At 72.1% G+C, this 15,386-nt stretch carries 14 protein-coding genes and 1 pseudogene; 9 read left to right on the top strand and 6 right to left on the bottom strand.

Annotated elements, in window-relative coordinates:
* Window positions 1-180: 180 nt before the first annotated feature.
* From Q2K21_RS26325 to lgt, 8 genes and pseudogenes are all read left to right on the top strand, one after another.
* Entirely contained in the window at window positions 181-420 is a 240-nt protein-coding gene (locus tag Q2K21_RS26325) for an HGxxPAAW family protein (RefSeq protein WP_310775685.1), read from the top strand.
* Window positions 421-522: 102 nt separating this feature from the next.
* Window positions 523-981 (top strand): DUF2752 domain-containing protein, encoded by a 459-nt coding sequence (locus Q2K21_RS26320; RefSeq protein WP_310775683.1) that lies wholly within the window; start codon window positions 523-525, stop codon window positions 979-981.
* A 186-nt stretch (window positions 982-1,167) separates the two neighbouring features.
* Window positions 1,168-1,977, top strand: coding sequence for an indole-3-glycerol phosphate synthase TrpC (gene trpC, locus Q2K21_RS26315; protein ID WP_310775682.1), 810 nt, complete (start codon window positions 1,168-1,170; stop codon window positions 1,975-1,977).
* A gap of 22 nt (window positions 1,978-1,999) precedes the next feature.
* Window positions 2,000-2,173: a tryptophan biosynthesis modulator TrpM gene (trpM, locus tag Q2K21_RS35910; protein WP_107120106.1), complete on the top strand. Its 174-nt coding sequence runs from the start codon at window positions 2,000-2,002 to the stop codon at window positions 2,171-2,173.
* Between the two features lie 133 nt (window positions 2,174-2,306).
* Entirely contained in the window at window positions 2,307-3,593 is a 1,287-nt protein-coding gene (gene trpB / locus Q2K21_RS26310) for a tryptophan synthase subunit beta (RefSeq protein WP_310775680.1), read from the top strand.
* Window positions 3,590-4,408, top strand: coding sequence for a tryptophan synthase subunit alpha (gene trpA, locus Q2K21_RS26305; RefSeq protein ID WP_310775678.1), 819 nt, complete (start codon window positions 3,590-3,592; stop codon window positions 4,406-4,408). Before trpB ends, trpA begins: the two co-directional genes overlap by 4 nt.
* 139 nt (window positions 4,409-4,547) lie before the next feature.
* Window positions 4,548-5,324 (top strand): DsbA family protein, encoded by a 777-nt coding sequence (locus Q2K21_RS26300; protein WP_310775676.1) that lies wholly within the window; start codon window positions 4,548-4,550, stop codon window positions 5,322-5,324.
* Window positions 5,325-5,456: 132 nt separating this feature from the next.
* Window positions 5,457-6,318 (top strand): annotated as a pseudogene (lgt, locus tag Q2K21_RS26295) (prolipoprotein diacylglyceryl transferase); the annotation flags it as partial.
* 260 nt (window positions 6,319-6,578) lie between these two features.
* Here lgt and Q2K21_RS26290 read toward each other — a convergent pair.
* From Q2K21_RS26290 to Q2K21_RS36055, 6 genes are read right to left on the bottom strand one after another with little or no spacing between them, the layout of a single operon-like run.
* Window positions 6,579-7,424, bottom strand: a complete 846-nt coding sequence (locus Q2K21_RS26290) for an HpcH/HpaI aldolase/citrate lyase family protein (RefSeq protein WP_386276073.1) — start codon at window positions 7,422-7,424, stop codon at window positions 6,579-6,581.
* On the bottom strand, window positions 7,421-8,608 hold the full coding sequence (locus Q2K21_RS26285) for a CaiB/BaiF CoA transferase family protein (protein ID WP_310775672.1): 1,188 nt from the start codon (window positions 8,606-8,608) through the stop codon (window positions 7,421-7,423). The genes Q2K21_RS26290 and Q2K21_RS26285 overlap by 4 nt, the downstream gene beginning before the upstream one ends.
* Entirely contained in the window at window positions 8,605-10,155 is a 1,551-nt protein-coding gene (locus tag Q2K21_RS26280) for an ADP-ribosylglycohydrolase family protein (RefSeq protein ID WP_310775670.1), read from the bottom strand. Before Q2K21_RS26280 ends, Q2K21_RS26285 begins: the two co-directional genes overlap by 4 nt.
* 1 nt (window position 10,156) lies before the next feature.
* The gene (locus Q2K21_RS26275; protein WP_310775668.1) at window positions 10,157-11,311 is read right to left on the bottom strand and encodes an ADP-ribosylglycohydrolase family protein; all 1,155 of its coding nucleotides are present in this window, start codon (window positions 11,309-11,311) and stop codon (window positions 10,157-10,159) included.
* Window positions 11,312-11,318: 7 nt separating this feature from the next.
* The gene (locus tag Q2K21_RS26270; protein WP_310775666.1) at window positions 11,319-12,437 is read right to left on the bottom strand and encodes an ADP-ribosylglycohydrolase family protein; all 1,119 of its coding nucleotides are present in this window, start codon (window positions 12,435-12,437) and stop codon (window positions 11,319-11,321) included.
* A complete protein-coding gene (locus Q2K21_RS36055; RefSeq protein WP_310775664.1) occupies window positions 12,434-14,221 on the bottom strand; it encodes an ADP-ribosylglycohydrolase family protein in 1,788 nt (595 codons plus the stop codon). The genes Q2K21_RS26270 and Q2K21_RS36055 overlap by 4 nt, the downstream gene beginning before the upstream one ends.
* Before the next feature lie 267 nt (window positions 14,222-14,488).
* On the opposite strand from Q2K21_RS36055, the gene Q2K21_RS26260 reads away from it, so the two are divergent.
* Window positions 14,489-15,220, top strand: a complete 732-nt coding sequence (locus Q2K21_RS26260; RefSeq protein ID WP_310775662.1) for a VIT1/CCC1 transporter family protein — start codon at window positions 14,489-14,491, stop codon at window positions 15,218-15,220.
* The last annotated feature ends 166 nt before the right edge of the window (window positions 15,221-15,386 follow it).

The following is a 15,386-nucleotide window of genomic DNA, read 5'->3' as shown; positions in this document are numbered from 1 at the left end:
ACCAAGCCGGCACGGCGGCCTCCAACTGCTTTGGAAAACCGGGCTGGTTCCAACCCGGCTGGTGTTGATCGCGTAGGACTCGATCGTTTGCTGAGCGACCGAGCAGCGTGAGCCAGGAATTCCCCTCGTATTCGAGGGGGAGGGTTCAAACACGCACATCCAGCTAACGAGGAGCAAGTCATGGCGGGCAGCAGCCACGGTCACACCCCGGCCGCCTGGACCGGTGTCATCATCGCCTTCATCGGTTTCTGCGTCGCGGGCGCCTTCATGGTGATGGCCCAGCCCGTCGGCTTCTGGGCGGGGATGGTGATCACCGCTCTCGGTGGCGTCGTCGGCGGCATCATGCGCCAGATGGGCCTCGGCCAGCCGAAGACCCCGGCGCACTCGGCACATCAGCCCGCGCCCGCGACGGAGAACTGAGTCCTCCCCGCTTGTGATACGGACGGCGGCACCGGGCAAGAGCCCGGCGGCCGCCTCTCGCGTTCCGGGCCCGGCGAGCGGGACGGGCCGAGGGCGGGCAGAATGCGTGGCGTGAACGCCGAATCCCCCTGCGTGACCCCGCCCCGCACGGGCGCCGGAGCCGCCGCCGTGCTCCGGCGGATCGCCGTCCCCGCCGGGGTGCTCACGGGCGTCGCCGGGGCCTTCGTGTACGTCGGGGCCGTGGACCCCAACGAACCCGGGCACTACCCCGTTTGCCCGCTGCTGCGCTACGCCGGCGTGTACTGCCCCGGCTGCGGCGGACTGCGCAGCGCGCACGCCCTCGCGCACGGGGATGTCTTGACGGCGCTCCACGACAACGTACTGGTCGTCGTCGGCTGTCTGGCCTTCGCGGTGGTGTGGACCGTATGGGTGGTCCGCGCGGCGCGGGCACGGCCGCTGCGCATCGACCCCGGGCCGGTGCACCTGTGGAGCCTGGGCGCCTTGCTGCTGGTCTTCACGGTTGTCCGGAACCTGCCGGTGGGTGGCTGGCTGCATCCTTGATCAACTGGTGAATGTCCAGGTAGTGGGACCGCCGTCAACCGGATGCGAGGCCTACGCCTTCCTCCGGATACCATCACAGTGACCATCGGTTTCGCCCGCCGGGACGGTGAGGCGGTCCCGGTGGACCGAGGCTCAACCCCCATTGAGCCGCTTGAATCGTCAACCGTCAGGAAGGGGGCCGCTCGCGTGAGTGTGCTCGACGAGATCATCGACGGAGTCCGTGCCGACCTCGCGGAGCGGCAGGCGCGCGTCAGCCTCGACGAGCTCAAGGAGCGCGCGGCGAAGGCGCCCGCGGCCAAGGACGGCGTCGCCGCACTGCGCGGAGACGGCGTCAAGGTGATCTGCGAGGTCAAGCGGTCCAGCCCGTCCAAGGGCGCGCTCGCCGCGATCGCCGACCCGGCGGGTCTCGCGGCGGACTACGAGGCGGGCGGCGCGGCCGTCATCTCCGTCCTGACCGAGCAGCGCCGATTCGGCGGCTCGCTGGCCGACCTGGAGGCCGTGCGGGCCCGGGTCGACATTCCGGTGCTGCGCAAGGACTTCATCGTCACCTCGTACCAGCTGTGGGAGGCACGGGCGTACGGCGCCGACCTCGCGCTGCTGATCGTCGCCGCCCTGGACCAGCCCGCCCTGGAGTCCCTCATCGAGCGCGCCGTGTCCATCGGGCTCACGCCGCTCGTCGAGGTGCACGACGAGGACGAGGTCGAGCGGGCCGTGGACGCCGGCGCGAAGGTGATCGGCGTCAACGCGCGCAACCTCAAGACCCTGGAGGTCGACCGCTCCACGTTCGAGCGGGTCGCCCCCGAGATCCCGGAGGGGATCGTGAAGATCGCCGAGTCCGGGATCCGCGGACCGCACGACCTGATCGCGTACGCCAACGCGGGTGCCGACGCGGTGCTCGTCGGCGAGTCGCTGGTGACCGGGCGCGACCCGAAGACGGCGGTCGCGGACCTGGTCGCGGCGGGCGCTCATCCCGCATTGCGGCACGGCCGGGGCTGACACGCGGGTAGGGTTGGCGCCGATGACTCTCCCGATCACCCTGACGACCCGGGACCCGTACGCCCGCCTCGCGCGCGGCTGCCGGCCCCGAGGCTGCCGCGCGCCCGCACGCCGGGTACACGGCCGCAGGGTGCGGTACGTCATCGGTGACGAACCGGGTCAGGTAAACGGGCGTCGATGGCAGCGCGCCCCTTAGGGGCGCGGGGCAGTGCCCGAATATGCGGCTCCGCCGCGTGGGCGCGCTCAACCACATTCGGCCCGAGGCGGCCCGAGATCCCCGCCCCCACGGCGATTGGTGTCTGTCCGCACACTCACCGTGAGGTTTCCGCATGCCCAGCGAGTTCTTCATCCCCGACCCTGAGGGTCAGGTTCCCAGCGCCGAGGGCTACTTCGGCGCGTTCGGCGGCAAGTTCATCCCGGAGGCGCTCGTCGCCGCCGTGGACGAGGTGGCCGTCGAGTACGACAAGGCGAAGGCCGACCCCGAGTTCGCCCGCGAGCTCGACGACCTGCTCGTCAACTACACCGGTCGGCCCAGCGCCCTCACCGAGGTGCCGCGGTTCGCCGAGCACGCCGGTGGCGCCCGGGTGTTCCTCAAGCGCGAGGACCTCAACCACACCGGGTCCCACAAGATCAACAACGTCCTCGGGCAGGCCCTCCTCACCAAGAGGATGGGCAAGACCCGGGTCATCGCGGAGACCGGCGCCGGCCAGCACGGCGTCGCGACCGCCACCGCCTGCGCCCTGTTCGGTCTCGAATGCACCATCTACATGGGCGAGATCGACACCCAGCGGCAGGCCCTCAACGTCGCCCGCATGCGCATGCTCGGCGCCGAGGTCGTGGCCGTGAAGTCCGGCAGCCGGACGCTGAAGGACGCGATCAACGAGGCCTTCCGCGACTGGGTCGCCAACGTCGACCGCACCCACTACCTGTTCGGCACCGTGGCCGGCCCCCACCCCTTCCCCGCCATGGTGCGGGACTTCCACCGCGTGATCGGTGTGGAGGCACGGCGGCAGCTCCTGGAGCGCGCCGGGCGCCTGCCCGACGCCGCCATCGCCTGTGTGGGCGGCGGCTCCAACGCCATCGGGCTCTTCCACGCCTTCATCCCCGACGCGTCCGTGCGTCTCATCGGCTGCGAGCCCGCGGGACACGGCATCGAGACCGGCGAGCACGCGGCCACCCTCACCGCCGGGGAGCCGGGCATCCTGCACGGTTCCCGGTCGTACGTCCTCCAGGACGACGAAGGGCAGATCACCGAGCCGTACTCGATCTCCGCGGGCCTCGACTACCCGGGCATCGGCCCCGAGCACTCGTACCTGAAGGACAGCGGCCGCGGCGAGTACCGCGCCGTCACCGACGACGCGGCCATGCAGGCCCTGCGCCTGCTCTCCCGCACCGAGGGCATCATCCCGGCCATCGAGAGCGCCCACGCGCTCGCCGGTGCCCTGGAGGTCGGCAGGGAGCTGGGCAAGGACGGGCTGATCGTGGTCAACCTGTCCGGGCGCGGCGACAAGGACATGGACACGGCCGCCCGATATTTCGGCCTGTACGACACAGACGCGTCCGTCGCCGCGGACGCCGACGGCGACACCGCCGAGATCGAGGGGGACGTCAAGTGAGCGGAAACATTCAGCTGCTGTCCGACACCCTCGCGGCGGCCAGGGCGGAGGGGCGGTCCGCCCTCATCGCGTACCTGCCGGCCGGCTTCCCGACCGTCGACGGCGGCATCGCCGCGATCAAGGCGGCCTTCGACGGCGGTGCCGACGTCGTCGAGGTGGGCCTGCCGCACAGCGACCCGGTCCTCGACGGCCCGGTCATCCAGACCGCCGACGACATCGCCCTGCGCGGCGGCGTCAGGATCGCCGACGTCATGCGCACGGTCCGCGAGGCGTACGAGGCGACCGGCAAGCCGGTCCTCGTGATGACGTACTGGAACCCCATCGACCGCTACGGCGTGGAGCGCTTCACCGCCGAGCTGGCCGAGGCGGGCGGCGCCGGCTGCATCCTGCCGGACCTGCCCGTGCAGGAGTCGGCCCTGTGGCGGGAGCACGCCGAGAAGCACGGGCTGGCCACGGTCTTCGTGGTCGCGCCCAGCAGCAAGGACGAGCGGCTCGCCGAGATCACCGCGGCGGGCTCCGGATTCGTCTACGCGGCCTCGCTCATGGGCGTCACCGGCACCCGCGAGTCGGTCGGCGCGCAGGCCCAGGACCTGGTGCGGCGCACCCGGACCACCGGCACGGACCTGCCGGTCTGTGTCGGCCTCGGCGTCTCCAACGCCGCGCAGGCCGCCGAGGTGGCCGGCTTCGCCGACGGCGTGATCGTCGGCTCGGCGTTCGTGAAGCGGATGCTGGACGCGGAGGACGAGGCGGCCGCCCTGACGGCCGTCCGGATGCTGGCGGGCGAGCTGGCGGAGGGCGTACGCGGCAGGGCGTGACGTCCCGTCACGAAATCCGTACGGGTTACCACGCGACCCGTACGGGTCAAGCCGCACGCATCGGGTGATTCGCTCACCCGAACGGGTGGACCTGGGGCCGGGGAGGCGCGCTGCGCCTCCCCGGTTCGTTCTGCCGGATGTGAGCGAGAAGAACCGTGACGGAAAGCGCGCCGCCCGTGAGCGGCTTGCGGTCGAGCGAGAGAAGCAGAAGGCCGCGGAGAAGCGCCGTCGGACATTGATCGTGGGCGGCGCGGTCGTCGGCGTCCTGGCCCTGGCGACGGTGGTGGGCGTCCTGGCGGCGAACGCCGGCAAGAGCGGCAAGAGCGGTGCCACCGGGCCCGCCACCGTGCCCTCGGGAGCGACGGGCAAGGACGCCCTCGCGATTCCCGTCGGCAAGGACTCCGCCAAGTCGGCCCTCACGGTGTGGGAGGACTTCCGCTGCCCGGCCTGCAAGGCCTTCGAGACCGTCTACAGCCCCACGATCCACCAGCTGGCCGACGCCGGACAGCTGAGAGTCGAGTACCACCTGGTCACGCTCATCGACGGAAACCTGGGCGGCAGCGGCTCGCTCCGCGCCGCCAACGCGGCCGCGTGCGCACAGGACGCCGGAAAGTTCCGCGAGTACCACGACGTGCTGTACCGGAACCAGCCGTCGGAGACCAAGGACTCGTACGCGGACAACGCCAAGCTGATCGACCTGGCGGGCAAGGTCGGCGGTCTCGACACCCCCGCGTTCCAGAAGTGCGTCAACGACGGCACGCACGACAGCTGGGTGGCGAAGTCGAACGCCGCGTTCCAGAGCGGCGGCTTCTCGGGCACGCCGACCGTGCTCCTCGACGGCAAGAACATCTACACCGACCGGACGATGACGCCGGCGAAGCTGAAGCAGATGGTGGAGGCGGCGAACAAGTCCTGAGGCCCGTGCCGGCCGACGGTGCCCCCGGTCACTGACCCGCCGGGGGCGACCTACGTTGGCGACCTACGTTATGGACCCGTAGCCGGGTGGGTTGCCACGCTGCGTGTCCGGCACGGTAGCGTCGGACCTGCCATGGAACTTGCCTACATTCCCAGCCCGTCGCGCGGAGTGCTGTATCTCGGCCCCATTCCGCTGCGCGGCTACGCGTTCTGCATCATCATCGGTGTCTTCGTAGCCGTGTGGCTCGGCAACAAACGCTGGATCGCCCGGGGCGGCCGAGCCGGCACGGTGGCCGACATCGCGGTCTGGGCCGTGCCGTTCGGTCTCGTCGGCGGCCGGCTCTACCACGTGATCACGGACTACGAGCTGTACTTCAGCGACGGCCGTGACTGGGTGGACGCGTTCAAGGTCTGGCAGGGCGGGCTCGGCATCTGGGGCGCGATCGCGCTCGGGGCGATCGGCGCGTGGATCGGCTGCCGGCGCCGGGGCATCCCGCTGCCCGCGTGGGCCGACGCCGTCGCGCCCGGTATCGCCTTCGCGCAGGCGATCGGGCGCTGGGGCAACTGGTTCAACCAGGAGCTGTACGGGCGGGCCACGGATCTGCCGTGGGCACTGCACATCACGTCCTCCACGGACGGGCGGGTGCCGGGGTACTACCACCCGACGTTCCTGTACGAGTCGCTGTGGTGCGTCGGCGTCGGGTTCCTCGTCATCTGGGCGGACCGCCGCTTCAAGCTGGGGCATGGGCGGGCGTTCGCGCTGTACGTGGCCGCGTACTGCGTGGGCCGCGGCTGGATCGAGTACATGCGGGTCGACGACGCGCACCACATCCTGGGCCTGCGGCTGAACGACTGGACCGCGATGCTGGTGTTCCTGCTCGCCGTGACGTACATCGTGGTGTCGTCCCGGGTCCGGCCTGGCCGCGAGGAGGTCGTGGAACCGGGCGTCGACGTCGTGGGCGAGGAGACCGAGGGGGACGGCGGCTCCGCGGAACCGGAGACGAAGCCGGAACCGCAGGACGAGAAGAAGCCGGAATCCAAGGACGAGAAGCCGGCGGAGCCGAAGGACGAGAAGCCGGCGGTTCCCGAGGCTTCGGTGGACAAGTCCGAGTCGGTGGACGAGGCCGAGTCGGTGGACGAGGCCGAGTCCGCGAAGAAGGGCTGAGCGGCGTTCGTACGTTGCCGGGGGCGCCGTATCGCTGGATACGGCGCCCCCGGCGCATACGAGAGGCCGGCCCGAGGGAGGGGAAGGTCCTCAGCGTCTTCTCCGGGCCAGGGACAGCGTTCGCTGGGCCTCCCTCACCACAGCCGTGTCGATGAAGCGGCCGTCGGGCAGGGCCTGGGCGCCCGGTTCCCTGGCCGCTGCCTTCAGGGTCTCCTCCGCTCGTGTGATCTCCTCCGCGGTGGGCGCGTAGGCGCGTTCGATGACCGGGAGCTGGCGGGGGTGGATCGCCGCGCGGCCCAGGAAGCCCAGGGTGCGGCCGTGGGCGCAGGAGGCCGCCAGGCCCTCCAGGTCCCGGGTGTCCGGGTGGATCGACTGGGCCGGCGGCGGCAGTGCGGCGGCCCGTGCGGCCACCACCACACGTGACCGCGACCAGTCCAGGCCCGCGTCCTCCCGTACGCCCAGGTCCGCCCGCAGATCCGCCTCGCCGAGCGCGATGCCCCGTACCGCCGGATGCGCCGACGCGATCGTGAACGCCCGCTCCACGCCCAAGGCCGTCTCCAGCAGGGCATAGAGGGGGATGGCCCCGCCCTTCGCGGACGCGGCCCGTTCCGCGACGTCCACCACCTCCGACGCCGATGTCACCTTCGGCAGACGCAGGCCCGAGAGGCCGGGCAGTGCCGTCAGCGCCGTGAGGTCCGCCTCCGCCCAGGGGCTGTCCAGTGCGTTCACGCGGACGTGGACCGGCACCGGAGGGCGTTCCGACAGTCGTTCCGCCGTCGCCGCCCGAGCGTACTCCTTGCGGTCCGGGGCGATGGCGTCCTCCAGGTCGATCAGCACCACGTCCGCCCCCGACACCAACGCCTTGCCGACCACCTCCGGGCGGTCCCCTGGCGCGTACAGCAGGGTCAGAGGGGGGAAGCCGGGATCCACGGTCACAGGGCGCCCTCCGCTTCCAGCGCGGCGACCTCGGAGTCCGTGAGGCCCAGTTCGGCCAGGATCGCCGCCGTGTCCGCACCGTGCGGACGGCCCGCCCAGCGGATCGCGCCGGGCGTCGCGGAGAGCCGGAAGAGGACGTTCTGCATACGCAGCGGGCCGAGTTCCGGGTCGGGGATCGTGGTGATCGTGTCCAGCGCCGCGTACTGCGGGTCGGTCATCACATCCCGTACGTCCTGCACCGGCGCCACCGCCGCCTCCGCCTTCTCGAACGCCTCCAGGACCTCCGCGCATGGTCGGCGGGCGATCCACCCGCCGACCGCCTCGTCGAGCACGTCCGCGTGCCGGGCCCGGTCCGCGCCCGTCCCGAACCACGGCTCGTCGATCAGCTCCGGGCGGCCCACCAGACGCATCACCCGTTCGGCGACGGACTGGGCGGAGGTCGAGACGGCCACCCAGCTGCCGTCGGCGGTGCGGTAGGTGTTGCGCGGGGCGTTGTTCTGGGAGCGGTTGCCGGTGCGCGGCTGGACGTGGCCCAGCTGGTCGTACCAGACCGGCTGCGGGCCGAGGACCGTGAGGATCGGCTCGATGATCGCCATGTCCACCACCTGTCCGGCGCCCGTGCGGTCCCGGGCCGCGAGGGCCGTCAGCACCGCGTACGCCGTGGCCAGGCCCGCGATCGAGTCGGCAAGACCGAACGGCGGGAGCGTCGGGGGCGCGTCCGGCTCCCCGGTGATGGCCGCGAACCCGCTCATGGCCTCCGCCAGCGTGCCGAAGCCGGGGCGGTGCGCGTACGGGCCGAACTGGCCGAAGGCCGTCACCCGGGCGAGGACCAGTCGGGGGTTCGCCGCCGACAGCTCGTCCCAGCCCAGGTCCCATTTCTCCAGGGTGCCCGGGCGGAAGTTCTCGACGATCACGTCGGCGGTGGCGGCGAGGCGCAGAAGTGTCGTACGGCCGCCGGGCCTCGACAGGTCCAGCGTCATCGTGCGCTTGTTGCGGCCCAGCAGTTTCCACCACAGGCCCACCCCGTTCTTCGCCGGACCGTGACCACGGGACGGGTCCGGCCTGTCCGGGTGCTCGACCTTGATGACCTCGGCGCCGAAGTCACCGAGCAGGGTGGCGGCGAGGGGACCGGCGAAGAGGGTCGCGAGATCCAGGACACGGAGGCCGGTGAGGGGTGCGGTCATGAGCGATGGGTTTCCCGGTGTGTGAGGTGGGCGAGAGTGTCGAAGCCGATGCCGTTGAAGTCGCCGATGGAGGTGGCCAGCCGGTTCTTGAGGGGGGTCGTCCAGCGGTCGGGGAGCGCGGTGGGGTGTCCGGCCAGCAGGCCCGCGATGCCGCCGGCCGTGGCGCCGTTGGAATCGGTGTCCCAGCCTCCGGACACGGCACGGCAGATGGACCCGGTGAAGTCGCCGTCGGCATGGGTGAGCGCGGCGGCGATCAGGGCCGTGTTGGGGACCGCGTGCACCCAGTGGTAGGCGCGGTGGGTGGCGTGCAGTTCGTCGACGACCGCGTCGAAGTCCGGTGTGCAGTGGGCGAGTCGGATGGCGTGGCGCACCGCCCGGGCCAGGCGCGAGCGGGCCGGGACGACGGCGAGGCCGGTGCGCAGGCAGTGGTGGACGTCGTGGGCGCCGGTGGCCGCGTCGGCGATGGTGGCCGCCGTGAACATCGCCCCGTAGACGCCGTTCGCGGTGTGGGTGAGGGCCGCGTCGCGGTGGGCCTGTTCGGCCGCGGCGGCCGGGTCGCCGGGGTTCGTCCAGCCGTGGACGTCGGCGCGGATCAGGGCGCCGATCCACTCACGGAAGGGGTTGCGGTGGCGGGCCGTGCGCGGGGGTTCGATGCCGGAGAGAAGGTTGCGGTAGGCGATGCGCTCGGCGGTGAAGGTGCGGCCGGCGGGGAGTTCGTCGAGCCAGAGGCGGGCGACATCGGTGGTGGTGAACGTCTTGCCGTGGCGCTGCAGCAACAGGAGGTTGAGGAGGGGGTAGTTGAGGTCGTCGTCCTCGGGCATGCCGTCGATGTTGTCGGCGAGGGAGGTTGCCGCGGAGCGGCGGTTCCAGGGGTACTTCGCTGTTAGTTCTTGAGGGATCCCTCGGGCTGTGAACCACGTGTTCAGGGGCCAGTTGCCGGTGGCGCGGGCCAGTGCCCTGATCCCCTCAAGGGGGAGCTTCTCCACGGGTTTGCCGAGTAGGCACCCGGCGGCACGGCCCAGCCACGCGGCTTCGAGGCGCGCCTCGGTGGGGGTTGCTCGGGGGGTGGTTTCGCTTACCGGCGCTCGCAGGATGCCTCCCCCAAGCTCTTCGAGGCAGGGGGTACCCCCAGCGCCCACCCTCCCCCAAGTTCTCGGCTCCGCTCGAACAGGGGGGACCCCCATCGCCCCAGCGGCACGACTGCCCGCAGGTTGTGTGGCACGACTGTCCGCAGGCTGCGCGGTACGACTGTTCGCATGCTCGTACGGCCAGTTGGGGCACAGCTTCTTGATCTGCGCCAGGTTTGTGGGCTCGTGCTCCGTCAGGCTGCTCGGCAGGTCTGCCAGTTCGTCCAGCAAGTCCTTTGCCAGCAGGCGCAAGTACGGTGACGCCGGTACCGGTGAGGCGCCGGCCCGTAGGGGGGCCTGCATGCCGCCCGCCGCTGTCCACCTCGCCGCGATCGCCGACGGCTCCCGGCCGTCCTGTGCCGCCTGGTGGAGTTCATGGCCGAGGAGGTCCTCCGGCTGGACCCAGGTCAGTCGGAGCATCTCAGCCTCCGATTCCGGCGAACGCCGCCTCGTGCGCCCGGCGGCGGTGTACGTCCCGGCTGAAGATCTCCCGTGTGACCTCCGTGAGCGTCCGTGCCGGCGCGTGCAGGTCGAGGCGGCTCGCCTCCGCGACCGTCTTCGCCCAGTCGTTCGGTACATCGGAGCCGAGCGCACCGGTCACCGCGCCCGCCATCGTCGCGATGGAGTCGCAGTCCCGGCCGTAGTTGACCGAGCCGAGCACCGCGTGGCGGAAGTCGCCGCGCGCCACGACCATCATGCCCAGCGCGATGGGGAGTTCCTCGATCGTGTGCAGCCGGGACGGGCGGCGGGCGCCCAGGGACGGCGCGCGGTAGTCGGGGCCCACCGTGTCGTACGGCGCCACCGCCTCCCGCAGCGGTCGCAGGGCCGACTCGAAGTCCGAGTAGCGGGAGGCCGCGTCGCAGACCGTCTCGATCGCCGCGCGCGTCCCGTCCTTTGCCAGGGAGAGGCAGGCGGACACGACCGAGCCGGGGGTCGCGTCGGGTGCGCAGGCCGCGGCGACCGCAGCCGCGAGAACGCCCGCCGCCTCCCTGCCGTACGACGACTGGTGCGCGCCCGCCACGTCGAGCGCCTCGGTGTACGCGCCCGCCGGGTTGGCCGCGTTGACCAGGCCGACCGGCGCCATGTACATCGCGGCACCGCAGTTGACGATGTTGCCGACGCCGGCCTCACGGGGGTCGACGTGACCGTAGTGCAGCCGGGCCGCCAGCCACTTCTCCGCGAGGAAGACCCGGTGGAGGGGGATCGCCTCCGCCTCCAGTTCCGGGATCCAGCGGGGGTTCGTCATCAGGTCCGGGACCAGGTGCTCGGCGATCGCGTACGCGTCGAGGTGGTCACGGACGGTCGCGTACACCCGTACCAGCGCATGGGTCATCAACGTGTCGTCGGTGACGTGGCCGTCGCCCTTGTGGTAAGGCGCGATGGGGCGGGCCGTGCGCCAGGCGTCGCCGTGCCAGGGGCCGACGATCCCGTACACCCGGCCGCCGTGCCGTTCGACGATCTGCTCGGGGGAGTGACCCTCGACGGGACCGCCGAGGGCGTCGCCGACCGCCGCGCCGACCAGGGCGCCGGCGATGCGCTCGTCGAGGGGGATCGTCTCGCAAAGATTGGGCGTCATGTCCGAATCATCTACCTGGGGTGGCCAGTTCCGTCGCCTCCAGAAGTTCGGCGAGGTGTACGAGATCCGTGCCGGTCAGGCGGGGAAGGGCGCAGCCCGAGAGGGTGCGGCAGGACTCGCGCCAGGCGGGCGGGATCGCCTCGCCGCCGCCGAGCGCTCCCGTCAGCGCGCCCGCCAGGGCCGGGGCGGAGTCGGCGACCCGGGACAGACAGGCGGCGGCGGGGACGGCCTCGGCGATCCGGCCGCGGGCCGCGGCCGCCAGGGCGAGCGCGACCGGGACGGTCTCCGCGGCCGCGATGCCGTAGCTGTAGACGTGGTCGACGATCTGGTGCTCCAGCAGGGGCACGACGGAGAAGGCCCCGTTGCCGTCGTGGGTCAGCTTCAACGCGTGCCGGGCGTTGCGGCCGATCTCGGTGGACTCGGGGAGCTGGTCCAGCGCGGCCGTCACACATGCGTCGACCGGCTCCCCGGACAGGGCGAGGGAGAGGGCCGCGGCCATGGCGCGGGCGCCGTGGACGCCGTCGCCGTCCTGGGTGTAGCGGGCGTCGAACTCGGCCAGTTCCGCGGCGAGTCGGGGATCCCCCGGGTGCGCCACGGCGAGCACGCAGGCCCGTACGCAGGCCGCGTCGTCGAAGTAGTGCGGGTTGTCGTGACCGGTGGCCGGCGGGCGCAGCCCGGTGGCGAGGTTGCCGAGGCCCGCGCGTACGGAGATGCGGGCGCGCAGGGGCAGCAGCGCCGACTCGACCTCGGGGGCGCGGTCGGCCGCCGCGGCGACCTCGCTGGCGATCGCGTTCCAGGAGAGGTCGATGGCCGCGCGCATCCTTCGGTGCAGGCCGATGTCGCCGAGCGCGCCGCCGTCCCCTGCCCGCAGCACCGCCTCCGCCGCGAACGCCGCCCACTCGGCGTCGTCCGAGGGTCCGAGTCTGAGTGGCTCCGGCGACTGGTTGAGCGCGATCGGCACGGGCAGGGTGGTGGTCGCGTTCTGCTCGGCGAACGTGTCGAGCTCCCGGGTCAGCCGCCGCGTCCACTCGGGCATACGGGCGGCCCGGTGCCGGGCGGCGGGCCACCCTGCGGCGTCGCCGACGGCGAGCCCGAGCAGGAGACCTTCGACACGGCGCGGACTCACGGCTCCACCTCGTCCCCGTCCGTCGCCTCCACGTAGGCCGCCTCGGCATACGCCGCCGGATCGGGCTGCGCCCGAGCGTCACGTCCTACGGCACTGGTGCCTGGTGCCGGGTCCGCGTGTCTGGCGGGGGCGTCCTGTCGCGCGGGGGCGCTGCGGTGTGCGGGGTCGCCCGGCTGTGCTGGATCTTCCCGCCTGACGGGAACGCCCTGCTGTACGGGATCTCCGCGCCGTGCGGGTTCCTCGTGGCCTTCCGGGTCCCTGCGTCTGGTGGGGGCGCTGCGGCGTGTGGGTTCGTCTTGCCGTGCGGGATCCTCCCGCCTTGTGGGATCGCCCTGCCTTGCGGGATCGCCCCGTCGTGCCGGATCCTCGTGGCGCGCCGTGGCGTCCTGTCGTGCGGGACTTCGGCGCCGTGCGGGTTCCTCGTGGCTTTCCGGGTCCCTGCGTCCGGTGGGGGCGCTGCGGTGTGCAGGTTCGTCTTGCCGTACGGGATTGCCCTGCCGTTCGGGATCTCCCTGCCGTTCGGGATCTCCCTGCCGTGCGGGATCCTCCCGCCTCGCGGGATCCCCCTGTCTTCCGTGATCCTCCCGCCGTGCGGAATCTCCCTGCCTTCCGGGATCCTCCTGCCGTGCGGGATCCTCCTGCCTCGCGGGATCCCCCTGTCTTCCGTGATCCCCCTCCCATCCGGGGGCACCCCGCCGTACAGGATCCCCCCGCCGTACAGAACCGCCGTCCCCCGCCCCCATCCCGGCGCCCCACACCCCCGCGATCCCCTCTCCCCACCTCCCCCCGTCGCCAGGCGTCAGCAGTTCCGCCACGTCCAGTACGTGGTGACCCTCCATGGATGGCAGGCAGCTGCCGCGTGCCGGGCCGATGGCGGCCGCCCACTCGGGTGGGATCGCCGAGATCCCGTGTGTCGCGCCTGCCAGGGCGCCCGCGACCGCCGCCGTGGTGTCGGCGTCGCGGCCCATGTTGACCGCGGTGAGTACCGACTCCGTGAAGTCGCCGTCCGCCGCCGCGTACGCGCCGAAGGCCAGCGCCACCGCCTCGGGGGCGAGGTCCGTCCACGGGTAGCCGCCGATCACCACCGCGGAGCGGACCGCGCGTGCGCCCCGGTGAGCCGCGGCGACCGCGCGGCGCAGGGAGCGGGCCGTCCACGAGTCGTCGGGGACGACGGCGAGGGCCGAGGCCACCACGGCGGTCGTCGCCGCGCCCGCCATCGCCGCCGCGACCCCGGCCGCGACCGCCTGTCCGCCGTAGATGCCTTCTCCTTCGTGGCTCACCGAGCCGTCGATCGCCACCAGCCGGGCCGCCTCCGCGGGGCGACCCGCGGCGAACACGCCGAAGGGCGCCGCGCGCATGGCGAGACCGTCGCTCCAGGCGTGCCGGTGCTGCGCCGAGATCGGGGCCGCGAGGCCCCGGCGGAGGTTCTCCAGCGTGCCCCGCTCGCTGAACCCGGCACCGCGGAACGGACCCTCGTCCCGGTCCGCGATCCACTGGTGCCAGGCCGACTCCACATGTGCCACGGTCAGCGCCGAGCCGTACCGGGCCAGCAGCAGTCCCGAGAAGATCGCGTACTCGGTGTCGTCCGTGCCGGACGGCCGCTCGGCGACGTACCCCGTGATGCGGCCCCAGCGCGCCCGGATCTCCGACGGCTTCATGTTCTCGGCGGGCGCGCCCAGCGCGTCCCCGACGGCGAGGCCGAGCAGCGCGCCGCGCGCCCGTCCCCTCAGGCCGGCGGCGTCCCCGGGCGCCGGGGCCGGGGGAATGCAGGCGGTGGAAGCCATACGTGCCTCTCCTCTCAGGGCACACCCCCCTGTTCCAGGGCGCGGAACCCCTTTGCGGATCTGTCCCACCGGAGCGGTTCCGCAGAGCCTCACGGGACGCAGCATCACCCGTCCGACATGTGTGCAGAGTTCGGCACGGATGAGCGCTTGAAGGCAAAAGCGCAGGTTAGCCCAGCCTTTCCTTGCTGGCGGGCGGGCAATTTCCGACGTACTTTCGGTGTTGTCGAAAAGTGGAAGCAGTCCAATCAAGCACCAGGGGGGCCGGGTATGGCCATCATCGAGACCGAGGCGACGCTGCACGAGGCGCACCGGGACAACCACACCCACCGCGATGTGAACGGTGGCTGGCTGCGCCCAGCCGTCTTCGGCGCGATGGACGGGCTGGTGTCCAACCTGGCCCTCATGACCGGTGTCGCCGGCGGATCCGTCAGCCAGCAGACCATCATCATCACCGGGCTCGCGGGCCTGGCCGCGGGAGCCTTCTCGATGGCCGCAGGCGAGTACACCTCCGTCGCCTCGCAGCGCGAACTCGTCGAGGCCGAACTCGATGTCGAGCGGCGGGAGTTGAGGAAGCATCCGGAGGACGAGAAGGAGGAGCTGGCGGCGCTCTACGAAGCGCGCGGCGTGGAGCCGGCGCTCGCCCGCCAGGTCGCCGAGCAGCTCTCCCGCGACCCCGAGCAGGCCCTGGAGATACACGCACGCGAGGAGCTCGGCATCGACCCGGGCGACCTGCCCTCCCCGACGGTCGCCGCCGTCTCCAGCTTCGGTTCGTTCGCGCTCGGCGCCCTCCTGCCCGTCCTGCCGTTTCTGCTCGGCGCCCATACCCTGTGGCCCGCCGTGCTGCTCGCCCTCCTCGGGCTCTTCGCGTGCGGGGCGGTCGTGGCCAAGGTGACGGCGCGCACCTGGTGGTACAGCGGGCTGCGCCAGCTCGCCCTGGGTGGTGCCGCGGCGGGTGTGACGTACGTCCTGGGCAGCCTGTTCGGTACCGCCGTAGGATGACGAGGAGGCTACTTATGCGAGGGACCGCATAAGTAGTCGTTACTCGGCGGTTTCGATTGCTTAACCACCGGGCATGAGCCGTAAGCGCCGCGGGCAATGACGCCTGCTCCGCACCATCGCGGTGGGCGACGCTGCCTGCCGTACTCTGGGATGACGGACACCGATC

The sequence above is a fragment of the Streptomyces sp. CGMCC 4.7035 genome, from assembly GCF_031583065.1.
Taxonomy (GTDB): Bacteria; Actinomycetota; Actinomycetes; order Streptomycetales; family Streptomycetaceae; genus Streptomyces; species Streptomyces yaanensis.
This window is presented reverse-complemented; position numbering and strand designations above follow the sequence as displayed.

Excerpts from the sequence above, each read along its gene's own strand:
- Q2K21_RS26325 (WP_310775685.1), top strand. The coding sequence starts at position 181 with ATGGCGGGCAGCAGCCACGGTCACACCCCGGCCGCCTGGACCGGTGTC.
- Q2K21_RS26320 (WP_310775683.1), top strand. The coding sequence starts at position 523 with ATGCGTGGCGTGAACGCCGAATCCCCCTGCGTGACCCCGCCCCGCACG.
- trpM (WP_107120106.1), top strand. The coding sequence starts at position 2,000 with ATGACTCTCCCGATCACCCTGACGACCCGGGACCCGTACGCCCGCCTC.
- trpB (WP_310775680.1), top strand. The coding sequence starts at position 2,307 with ATGCCCAGCGAGTTCTTCATCCCCGACCCTGAGGGTCAGGTTCCCAGC.
- Q2K21_RS26285 (WP_310775672.1), bottom strand. The coding sequence starts at position 8,608 with ATGACCGCACCCCTCACCGGCCTCCGTGTCCTGGATCTCGCGACCCTC.
- Q2K21_RS26280 (WP_310775670.1), bottom strand. The coding sequence starts at position 10,155 with ATGCTCCGACTGACCTGGGTCCAGCCGGAGGACCTCCTCGGCCATGAA.
- Q2K21_RS26275 (WP_310775668.1), bottom strand. The coding sequence starts at position 11,311 with ATGACGCCCAATCTTTGCGAGACGATCCCCCTCGACGAGCGCATCGCC.
- Q2K21_RS36055 (WP_310775664.1), bottom strand. The coding sequence starts at position 14,221 with ATGGCTTCCACCGCCTGCATTCCCCCGGCCCCGGCGCCCGGGGACGCC.
- Q2K21_RS26260 (WP_310775662.1), top strand. The coding sequence starts at position 14,489 with ATGGCCATCATCGAGACCGAGGCGACGCTGCACGAGGCGCACCGGGAC.